Consider the following 6,157-nt stretch of genomic DNA (forward strand, 5'->3'; position numbering starts at 1 on the left):
ACAGGTCGGGTTGCCGCGCACTCATGGGATCGGCTCGATGTCGCGAACCTCGACCATCCGGATCTTGGCGGTGCGCTCTGCACCGACAGGGTCGAGGAAGACATAACAGTGGTCAGCGAAGGTGCCGTTGCACAATCTCCAGATGACGCCCTCGCGGCCGAGGAAAAGGTGTGGTCCATACGCGGGATCTACGGCTCCCGGAGCATCGACGATGCGGACCCGTTGGCGTACCCGGAGCCAGTTTGCTGCGCCCTGCAGAATCGCGGCTTTGTCGTCCCTTGAAAGGTAGGCGGGGCGATCTGCCCGTTCCGGCCCGAAGGTGGCAAGGGGATCGTCCGCGATGCGATCGAGCTTTGCTTCGATCGTTTCCATGGCCGGTGTCTCGACCTCGGCCGCAGGCCGGTTCCGCCGGTAGTGGGTGATGGTTCGCCCGCTGAACAAGTCCGCCTGGGAGCCGAGGACGCGCTTGCTTTGCTGTTCGAGCTGATAGGCTCGGCGCCAGTGGTCATCAGGGGTGAGGGCGCGCGCTGGCGTAGGTTCGGCATAGACGATCGCCATAAGCTCAGCGAACTCTTCGGGAGACACTGTGGCGAGCTTGCGATTGTATCGCATGCCCCCAGCGCGAAGCGCTTTGCTAGCTTCGGTCATGGGTTGTGACCCCGAAATGGCCGGCCACCGCAGTTAGATGTGCAGCGAGCGCCCGTTCAGCATCGGCCGGGTCGGGCAGCGAGGCGGCCGGGAAAAGGCAGGGATACCGGAAATCCAAACGGGCATGGTAATCCGACAGATGACGGATCAGCCGTGATGCGTCGGCCGAGATCAGTTGGGAATCCGGGCACTGCCTGAGGTAGGACCGCTCAGCCCCATAAAGATCGTGACTGATGAAATGCATGAGGTCCATCTCGTCGAAGCCGTGCTTTTTGAGCAGCGATTTCAACGACAGCTCCAGGGCGTGACCCATGCTCTGCCAGAAAGGCGCTTCACACTGGTTCCCGTCCAGCAATGCGCGCGTGGCACGGCCGTATTCGAGCGCCATTCGCAGATATCGGACGCCCAAATCTTCATCGCTGCGAGATTGCTCACGCATTGGTTTCTCCTCGAGGCTGATTGAAGTGCTGCTTTCGCGGCCAGGATTGACCTACAGCGGGTGTGGCCCTAGAATGGAAATCGCTCTAAGGCATTGATATTTAACATAATTGTTATTATCGCACCGTGTCAGATGGGCGTTGAACATGGCCCGCGCGCATGGGATGATCGCCCTGCGATGACAGAGGAACACGGATCATGGACCCGAAAGAGATGACCGACGCACAGTTGGTCGATGCCTGGGACAAAGTCGACGACGGTGAAAATCTGACCGATTTTGAACAGGCCGTTCTCAATGAAATCGAGCGGCGCAATATCGATCTGTAGAAGTCCGTTAGGATTATGACAATTCGTCGCTGCCCATGGCAGATTACTTGAACTTGTGTTCGGCGCTGCTAGAGCGCCGGACAGGTGCCGGGTAAACGCGACCGCCCGGCACCGCCATCATTTCATCGGATCAAGAGGTACGCTGTACCTGCCCAACCAAGCGGGCATCATAAGCTGCCAACCATTTCGTCCGAACGATGTCGTAGAGGCCTGCTGGCAACAGGCCATAGGCAACGCTGGCATCGGTATCACCTGGGACTGGACGAAGGTCAGGGCCAGGCCAGCGAAAGCGGTTGGCTTCAGTCAGGATGATCCAGGATCGGTCAATATCGAGACCGAGGCGTGCTTTCGTTCCTGCAGGAATTTCGACGGCGAGGCGTTCATCTGTAGGCGGCGTATGTGTGATCGGTAGCACGGTGACAACGTGTTCGCCGCCCTTCAATGTAGTTGCCAGCAATATGGCACAAGGGCGGTCTTTGCTGCCTTCCTCGCTACCGCTCTGGGCTTCATGGCTCCACAGGAATGAATAACGGATAACAAGGCCTGGAACCGGCGTGGGAAGCGGCATCAGTTACCCTGCAGTTCGTTGTCAAAATCTGCAGCTTGGCTCGGAGCCCGTGATGCAGCCACCAAAGCGCGATCATCATCGGTGAAGTCATTGATAGCGAGGACTTCCCGGTCACGGCTTTTCAAACGGTGGTATTCCGCAGCTGACATGAGCACCAAACTATCGTGCCCGTGATGGGTGATGGTGAGTGGGGCAATCAAGGCCTGCCGACTGATACGGCCAAATGACTTCGAAGCTTCCACGGAACTAACAGATGGTTGCATAGCGTATCTCCTCACCGGAAAATACGGACTTTCCGGACAAATATCAAGGCCGCATCCTGAAGTAGACCAGAGCCTCAGAGATCCTCGCGCACCATAAGCGTCATGACGCGGCGCGTGACGCTGGCGTCAGTGGGGTCAGGGGAACCCCATTTCAGGTCTGCGTCGTAGGCGTCGATCTGGAAATAGACCGTCGTTCCCCGGTAATCGATCTGGCCACGATCGCGCTCGGTCCTGTCGTCCTCGGGATAGCTGAACTTTCGGACTTCGGCGAGGATCTGGGCCTGGGCGACAAGCTCGGCCATGGTACTGTCAGCGAAAGTGCCAAGACAGGTCCGGGTGATGATGATCCGCCCGGTACGGTCGAGACCGTGGCGGCAACGATCGTTGAGACGGGCGATGATTTCCCGCTCAGACATGCCGGCGGTGGCAGTTGCGAGGGACATGGCAATTCTCCTGTAGGTCAGGCGGCGAGACGGGGACGCTGTGATGCGGGCACCGCAGCGTTGAAGCGTTCGATCCAGCTGCGCATGGTTGGGCGGTCATCGACGGGGATCGAAGCGGCGACGTCCTGAAACCGGATCAGGTCGAGCGGGGCCTCGGTGATGATCCGGTCGATGTCCTCGGCGGGAAGTAGCCCCTCGTGCCGGATGAAATCCGTCATGCGGCCCGGCCGCGCCTTGGTGGTCTTGCGCCAGAGGCCCTCGACCGTTCGCAGGCGCGGTGCCGCCCTCGCCTCCACCAGAACGATCAGCCGCAAGCACCAGGCTGGAAGTTCGCGGATCTCCTGCGCACGATTGGATATGCAGAGCCAACATGCGGACTTATCTGGCACCGGCAGACCTTCGTCCTCGATGCGGCGGATGCAGGCATCGCGATCCCAGCCCCATTCCCGAAGGGGATACTGGCATTCGTAGAGTGGATCGTCGATCGACAGGGCATGGTTGGCGCGCAAGGTGTCCCTTGGACCGGCGTCGTAGCCGATCAGGCGGATCACCCGCTGGCCGCGAGCCCATGCTTCCTGGGCGGGTTTCCATGTCTTCAGGAAGGCGTCCTGTGGAGCCTTCTTATATTTCAACGAACAGCTTGATCCACCGAGACTTTTGCTCGGCAAAGTCGCGTTTGTGAGGCACATTTCCAGCAGGGAATAATAGGGTGGCCAGTGTTTGAAGCGCTTGGGCTGGTAGCGCACGATTTCGTGGCGGATGCCGCGTGCGGCCATCCATGGCCGGATCACGTCGAGGTACTCGTAAGTGGACGGTTTCTCGACACCGGTATCAGCAGTCAATACCAGGTCAGGGACTTTGCCTTGCGCGACAAGCTCCACCAAAAGTGCGGTGGAATCGACACCGACGCCATAGGCGAGGACAGTCGGCGCCCGAGGCGGCAGGATGTAGTCCGGGACGCGGGAGCCCACGTCCACGGCCTTGGCTGTGATCTTCCCACCCCTCATGTCGAGGCCCTGGGGTGCTGGTCCCAATCGAACTCGGGCAGTTCGTCGATCTGGGGGCCGTCGCAGTCCCACATGATCCATGCGCAGTTTTCGCGCTTGGCGATGTGGATGGCAGAACGGATCTCGAGAGGAACGCCCTCGGCCTCGGTTATGCCGACGTCGTCGCCGACGTGCATGAACCAGCCATAGTCGTCCTTGTCGAAGCAGGTCCAGGGACAGTGCGGCATCCAGTCCGTGGCCGTGGCGGGGCTCATATGGACGGTGCCGAGCACGAGTATCCTGGCGATCTCGAGAGGAGGCGGGACGTGGACGGCCTTGGCGAGTGCGACGGGAGGGATGAAGGCGCCCTCCCCGATTTCGTCGGTGACGACGATCGGGGGCACGGGAAATTCGGCCTCGTCGAGATAGGCGTTCACCGCGGCGAGACTGCCGAGCGTCTCGATCTTGGCGCGATCGACATAGGCGGTGCCGTCTTCGCTGCAGGGATAGATGATCGGATCGCCGGTCCCGGTAAAGACCACCTTCTCCGGGCCCCATTGCCCGGTGAAGCCGTAGGAGGAGCGCACGAACGGTACGCCGTGGGCCTGGCAGATCGGTTCCAGTTCCTTGAAGGTGCCATTGGGGACTTCGTGCGCATAGAGGCGCAGGGGCTGGCCTTCGGGAATGTCGCTGTCGTTGAAAGGTTCGCCGTCCCAATCGGTGGACAGGGCCTCGGCCGCAATAGCGGCCGAGAGGGTCTGCCAGAGGAAAAGGTTGATGGTGCCGCCGATCGTGATCGACGCGGAAACGCGGTCTACCATGGTCCCGCCCTCAGCGCAGTTCTTCGAGGACATTTGCGCAAAGCTGCGCATCCTCGCGGGCAAGTCGTTCGACGCGCGGCATGTCGCCCATGTCGATGACTTCGTAATCGTCGGACATGAAGGTCCAGTCTTCCTCGCGGAAGTCGTCATGCCAGCACCAGGTTCCGTCGGGCCAGAGGACGAGTTTGATGCCTTCGTTGGCGTTCGGGGCGGCAGTCGGCTGAGTTTTGGGGCACATGCTGCATCTCCTGCTGGCGCGGAAAATCCTTGCCTTCGCCTTCACCCCTCCCCCTTCCCTTTCGCGGCCTCGGGCAGATTCAGGATGTCAGCGAGTGTCGGAGGCACTGGCCTGCGGGGGCGACGGCCGAACGCGAGGCCCTGCTTTGCGGCATATTTGTGCAGAGCATCGACCTCCCGGCCGAGCGCCGCGGCAAGGTCTGTGAGGCTGATGCCGTGCTCATGCGCGATCCGCAGCGCGTCCAGATGGTCGCTCGTCCAGCGCTGACGCCCTTCATGGGCAAGGCCGAGTATATTCGCGCGGGTGAAGATGGCCGCGCGCGTCCGGCCCATCTGGCGGGCAAGTTCAGGCGTCGGGATCTTGCCGTAGTCGCGTCGAAGCCGAGCTTCGTCGGCCTCGGACCAGTCAGGACCAAGGCGGAAGCCTTTGGGCCGTGCATGGGTGCCGCGAAGGTTTAGATATTCCGCTCGCCAGCGGATCGAGAAGACCGATCGACCCAGACGATTGCGAAGAGGCGTCAGGCTGGCGTTGTCGCGATAGGCTTTGATGAGCAGTTCATCTTCCTCGGGCATCCAGGCGCGGCCCCAACCCTTGCCCTGCCCGGTTCGCTTCATCAGTCCCTGAAGCGACGACTTGGTGCGGGTCGGGAATCCTTCCGTGCCAAGGATCGTGCCGATCTCGGCGTAGCTGTGTCCGGCTTCTACAAGTTCGATGGCGCGTTCGATCTCGGCGTTTGTCCAGCCCTTGGGGGTGCTGGCATGCTTGATGCCCAGCTTGCCGGCACGGCTATAGACACCGGAATGGGGTCTGCCGATTATCAGGGCGACCTGTGCTGTCGGAATGTCGGCGGCAAAGCCGGCGCGCAGCTGTGCATCTTCCCATGGCGTCCATGCCGGTGCTGCCGCTTCGCTGAGGCCAAGGATCGCGGCACGGGCATAGACTGCGCCGCATGAGCGGCCGAACCGCGCCGCAATAGTGGCTGCAGGCTCCTGTCCATAAGTCTGGATCAGTTCGTGGTCTTCAAGCTCGTTCCAGGGCCGTGTCGAATGACGGCGCAGGCCAAGGGTGCAGACCTTGTCCCTGACACCATGCAGGCCGCGTCCCAGGGCCTCGGCGATTTCCGGCATCGGGGTGTCATCGTTGAACAGCCGGCGCAGGGTGCGAACCTCCTGCGGGGTCCAGCTGTCTGATCGGTACTGCATCTCCCCCAGCGGCGCAGATGCCTTCGGCAACGGGTCCGCGAGTGAAACAAGCTCGACGATGATGGCTGCGGTGTCGTCGCTCATGACAGACCCACCACATGCACATCGCTGAGACGGGCGCGCAGCCGCGTATGGAGCCGTGCCATCCGGTCATCGGCCCGTGGCATGGTATCCACCGCCGAAAGCGCGGAGAGGACGTCCAGCGCCTGATCCACGGCCTCGC

Annotated in this window: 10 protein-coding genes; 1 reads left to right on the top strand and 9 read right to left on the bottom strand. The window is 61.4% G+C overall.

The features are described 5' to 3' along the window. Positions 1 to 21: 21 nt before the first annotated feature. Both NTCA1_RS25000 and NTCA1_RS25005 read right to left on the bottom strand, forming a co-directional pair. The gene (locus tag NTCA1_RS25000; protein WP_142640069.1) at positions 22 to 558 is read right to left on the bottom strand and encodes a hypothetical protein; all 537 of its coding nucleotides are present in this window, start codon (positions 556 to 558) and stop codon (positions 22 to 24) included. Positions 559 to 634: 76 nt separating this feature from the next. After that, positions 635 to 1,087 (bottom strand): hypothetical protein, encoded by a 453-nt coding sequence (locus NTCA1_RS25005; RefSeq protein WP_142639970.1) that lies wholly within the window; start codon positions 1,085 to 1,087, stop codon positions 635 to 637. Between the two features lie 197 nt (positions 1,088 to 1,284). Here NTCA1_RS25005 and NTCA1_RS28995 point away from each other — a divergent pair, with 197 nt between their 5' ends. Further along, entirely contained in the window at positions 1,285 to 1,413 is a 129-nt protein-coding gene (locus NTCA1_RS28995) for a hypothetical protein (protein ID WP_255490601.1), read from the top strand. A 130-nt stretch (positions 1,414 to 1,543) separates the two neighbouring features. Here the strand turns inward: NTCA1_RS28995 and NTCA1_RS25010 are convergent, their stop codons facing one another. From NTCA1_RS25010 to NTCA1_RS25040, 7 genes are all read right to left on the bottom strand, one after another. Continuing rightward, positions 1,544 to 1,981: a hypothetical protein gene (locus NTCA1_RS25010; protein WP_142639968.1), complete on the bottom strand. Its 438-nt coding sequence runs from the start codon at positions 1,979 to 1,981 to the stop codon at positions 1,544 to 1,546. Continuing rightward, positions 1,981 to 2,244: a type II toxin-antitoxin system Phd/YefM family antitoxin gene (locus NTCA1_RS25015; RefSeq protein ID WP_142639966.1), complete on the bottom strand. Its 264-nt coding sequence runs from the start codon at positions 2,242 to 2,244 to the stop codon at positions 1,981 to 1,983. The genes NTCA1_RS25010 and NTCA1_RS25015 overlap by 1 nt, the downstream gene beginning before the upstream one ends. 74 nt (positions 2,245 to 2,318) lie before the next feature. Beyond that, a complete protein-coding gene (locus tag NTCA1_RS25020) occupies positions 2,319 to 2,687 on the bottom strand; it encodes a DUF3768 domain-containing protein (protein ID WP_142639964.1) in 369 nt (122 codons plus the stop codon). Between the two features lie 17 nt (positions 2,688 to 2,704). Continuing rightward, on the bottom strand, positions 2,705 to 3,694 hold the full coding sequence (locus NTCA1_RS25025; protein ID WP_142639962.1) for a hypothetical protein: 990 nt from the start codon (positions 3,692 to 3,694) through the stop codon (positions 2,705 to 2,707). After that, on the bottom strand, positions 3,691 to 4,494 hold the full coding sequence (locus NTCA1_RS28575) for a hypothetical protein (protein ID WP_185928882.1): 804 nt from the start codon (positions 4,492 to 4,494) through the stop codon (positions 3,691 to 3,693). The genes NTCA1_RS25025 and NTCA1_RS28575 overlap by 4 nt, the downstream gene beginning before the upstream one ends. Positions 4,495 to 4,504: 10 nt before the next feature. After that, positions 4,505 to 4,732, bottom strand: a complete 228-nt coding sequence (locus NTCA1_RS25035; protein WP_142639960.1) for a hypothetical protein — start codon at positions 4,730 to 4,732, stop codon at positions 4,505 to 4,507. A 41-nt stretch (positions 4,733 to 4,773) separates the two neighbouring features. After that, complete coding sequence (locus NTCA1_RS25040) at positions 4,774 to 6,018, bottom strand: hypothetical protein (protein WP_142639958.1); 1,245 nt, start codon at positions 6,016 to 6,018, stop codon at positions 4,774 to 4,776. Positions 6,019 to 6,157: the final 139 nt, after the last annotated feature.

Origin of the sequence: Novosphingobium sp. TCA1 (assembly GCF_009811895.1) — a bacterium.
Lineage (GTDB): Bacteria > Pseudomonadota > Alphaproteobacteria > Sphingomonadales > Sphingomonadaceae > Novosphingobium > Novosphingobium panipatense_A.

Bases quoted from the DNA above. Each gene is read 5' to 3' on its own strand.
- NTCA1_RS25000 (WP_142640069.1), bottom strand. From the start codon at position 558: ATGGCGATCGTCTATGCCGAACCTACGCCAGCGCGCGCCCTCACCCCT.
- NTCA1_RS25005 (WP_142639970.1), bottom strand. From the start codon at position 1,087: ATGCGTGAGCAATCTCGCAGCGATGAAGATTTGGGCGTCCGATATCTG.
- NTCA1_RS28995 (WP_255490601.1), top strand. From the start codon at position 1,285: ATGGACCCGAAAGAGATGACCGACGCACAGTTGGTCGATGCCTGGGAC.
- NTCA1_RS25010 (WP_142639968.1), bottom strand. From the start codon at position 1,981: ATGCCGCTTCCCACGCCGGTTCCAGGCCTTGTTATCCGTTATTCATTC.
- NTCA1_RS25015 (WP_142639966.1), bottom strand. From the start codon at position 2,244: ATGCAACCATCTGTTAGTTCCGTGGAAGCTTCGAAGTCATTTGGCCGT.
- NTCA1_RS25020 (WP_142639964.1), bottom strand. From the start codon at position 2,687: ATGTCCCTCGCAACTGCCACCGCCGGCATGTCTGAGCGGGAAATCATC.
- NTCA1_RS25025 (WP_142639962.1), bottom strand. From the start codon at position 3,694: ATGAGGGGTGGGAAGATCACAGCCAAGGCCGTGGACGTGGGCTCCCGC.
- NTCA1_RS28575 (WP_185928882.1), bottom strand. From the start codon at position 4,494: ATGGTAGACCGCGTTTCCGCGTCGATCACGATCGGCGGCACCATCAAC.
- NTCA1_RS25035 (WP_142639960.1), bottom strand. From the start codon at position 4,732: ATGTGCCCCAAAACTCAGCCGACTGCCGCCCCGAACGCCAACGAAGGC.
- NTCA1_RS25040 (WP_142639958.1), bottom strand. From the start codon at position 6,018: ATGAGCGACGACACCGCAGCCATCATCGTCGAGCTTGTTTCACTCGCG.